3 protein-coding genes and 1 pseudogene are annotated in these 2,264 nt (G+C 61.8%); all 4 read right to left on the bottom strand.

Annotated elements, in window-relative coordinates; translation table 11 throughout:
* The coding region (locus EN935_RS32045) for a beta-ketoacyl synthase N-terminal-like domain-containing protein (RefSeq protein WP_281040378.1) at positions 1-517 on the bottom strand (517 nt) is incomplete at its 3' end.
* Positions 518-551: 34 nt separating this feature from the next.
* Positions 552-788: an acyl carrier protein gene (locus tag EN935_RS32040; RefSeq protein WP_006203723.1), complete on the bottom strand. Its 237-nt coding sequence runs from the start codon at positions 786-788 to the stop codon at positions 552-554.
* Between the two features lie 334 nt (positions 789-1,122).
* Entirely contained in the window at positions 1,123-1,860 is a 738-nt protein-coding gene (fabG, locus tag EN935_RS32035; RefSeq protein WP_127265607.1) for a 3-oxoacyl-[acyl-carrier-protein] reductase, read from the bottom strand.
* A 60-nt stretch (positions 1,861-1,920) separates the two neighbouring features.
* Positions 1,921-2,264: pseudogene (locus tag EN935_RS32030) on the bottom strand (ACP S-malonyltransferase); the annotation flags it as partial.

The raw sequence follows: 2,264 nt of genomic DNA, 5'->3' as shown, positions 1-2,264 counted from the left end.
CAGTCGAACAGGCCGTGACGACGGCATGGTTCGGACCTTTCAGCCTGTGCCGGATCGAAACCTGCCCGGAGACGAGATTGATGATCTGGCCCGGGATGAAGAAAGGGCTGATGCGGCGCGGGCCGCGTTCCTTGAGGATCATCGCGTTCTCGGCGATGCCTTCGATGCCGCCAATGCCGGAGCCGATCAGGACGCCGGTGGCGCACTGCTCGTCATGCGTCTTGGGTTCCCAGCCGGAATCCTTCAGCGCCTCGTCTGCGGCGGCAATCCCGTACAGGATAAAGTCGCCGATCTTGCGCAATTCCTTCGGCTCGAGCACGGCCTCGGGATTGAAGGTGGCATTGCTGCCATCGCCACGCGGAATGACGTGGGCGATCTTGCAAGCAAGATCCTCCACCTCGAACTCGGTGATGCGCTTGGCAGCGCTGCGGCCGGTCAGAAGTTCCTTCCAGCTGTGCTCAAAGCCCATGCCGAACGGCGACAGCAACCCAAGGCCCGTGACGACGACACGCCTCATCGCAGGTCCTCCCCGGTGATGACTGCAGAAAGCGTCAGGCCGAAGCCTTGTCGATGTACTTCACCGCATCGCCGACGGTCAGGATGGTCTCGGCTGCATCGTCGGGGATCTCGACGCCGAATTCTTCTTCGAACGCCATGACGAGTTCGACCGTGTCGAGGCTGTCGGCGCCCAGATCGTCGATGAAGCTCGCCTGCTCCGTCACTTTGTCGGCATCGACGCCAAGGTGCTCGATGACGATCTTCTTGACGCGCTCTGCGGTGTCACTCATTTGGGCATCCTCGTCTTTTGTTTGTCTGTCTTCGTTAGCGGGCAGAATGCCGCTAATCAAGCTGAAAGATGGTCCTGCCGGAAACGCAACGGCTACAGACCGGTTTTTGCCCGAACCGCCGGGTTGCGGGCCGCATTACACGAAAAATAGCTGAGGTCCAAGCCGAAATGGTCTCTTTTCACAGCCCGCCGGACCTTGTCCAGAATTCGCCCTGCCGGATCATATGGTGCGGTTTTCGAGAACCGGAGCGGAGCATACTTGGAGTACGCGAGCACCGGAAGCGCAGACTAACCGTAGCAGATGGCCGGCAAGGTGGAATTATCAACAAGGCCCGTCAGATCATCGCCATGCCGCCATTTACATGGATGGTCTGGCCGGTGACGTAGGCGGCTTCGTTGGAGGCGAGATAGGCAACGGCGGACGCGACTTCAGCGCTGGTGCCCATGCGGCGCGTCGGGATCGCCGCCATGATCGCCTCCTTCTGCTTGTCGTTGAGCTTGTCGGTCATCGCCGATTCGATGAAGCCCGGAGCGACGCAGTTGACGGTGATGTTGCGGGTGGCGATCTCCTGCGCCAGCGACTTGGAAAAGCCGATCATGCCGGCCTTGGAGGCGCAGTAATTGGTCTGGCCGGGATTGCCGGTGACGCCGACCACCGAAGTGATGTTGATGATGCGGCCGCGGCGGCGGCGCATCATCGGGTGGGTGAGTTCGCGGGTCAGCCTGAACACGGCGGTCAGGTTGACCTCGAGCACGGTGTCCCAGTCGGCATCCGACATGCGCACAAACAATCCGTCCTTGGTGATGCCGGCATTGTTGACCAGGATGTCGACGCCTTCGAGATCGGCCTCCGCCTTCTGGCCGAGCGCCTTGACCTCGTCACGGTTCGACAGATTGGCCGGAAACAGCTTGACCCGGTCGCCAAGCTCGGTGGCGAGCGCCTCCAGTTTCTCGATGCGGGTGCCATGCAGGCCGACGATCGCGCCTTGCGCATGCAGCACTCTGGCGATCGCCTCGCCGATGCCCCCGGATGCGCCGGTGACGAGAGCCTTGCGGCCAGTCAATTCGAACATTTTTGTCTCCTGATTGAGAAGAGAACACCCTGTTTTACAGGGATGGGATCAAATGACGCTTTATGCAAGCGCTGCCAATGCCGCCTCGACCTCAGCCGCAGAGCCGACCGACGCGGTGGCGATGTCGCGGTTGATGCGCCGCACCAATCCCGAAAGCACCTTGCCGGCGCCAATTTCGTAAAGCGTAGTGACGCCATTTGCGCCGAACCATTCCACCGTCTCGCGCCAGCGCACGCGGCCGGTTATCTGTTCGACCAGGCGGCGGGCGATCTCGTCCGGATCGCTCGACGGCGCCACAGACACGTTGGAGACGACCGGGACGGCCGGCGCGTTCTTTGTCACACCGGCGAGTGCGTCGCGCATGACGTTCGCGGCCGGCGCCATCAGCGCCGAATGGAAGGGCG

It is taken from the genome of Mesorhizobium sp. M7D.F.Ca.US.004.03.1.1, from assembly GCF_003998635.1.
In the GTDB taxonomy this organism is placed as follows: Bacteria; Pseudomonadota; Alphaproteobacteria; order Rhizobiales; family Rhizobiaceae; genus Mesorhizobium; species Mesorhizobium loti.
Note: the sequence above shows the minus strand (reverse complement) of the source record. Positions and strands in the feature narration are given on the sequence as shown.

Coding starts and splice junctions, on each gene's coding strand:
- fabG (WP_127265607.1), bottom strand. CDS start 1,860: ATGTTCGAATTGACTGGCCGCAAGGCTCTCGTCACCGGCGCATCCGGG.
- EN935_RS32040 (WP_006203723.1), bottom strand. CDS start 788: ATGAGTGACACCGCAGAGCGCGTCAAGAAGATCGTCATCGAGCACCTT.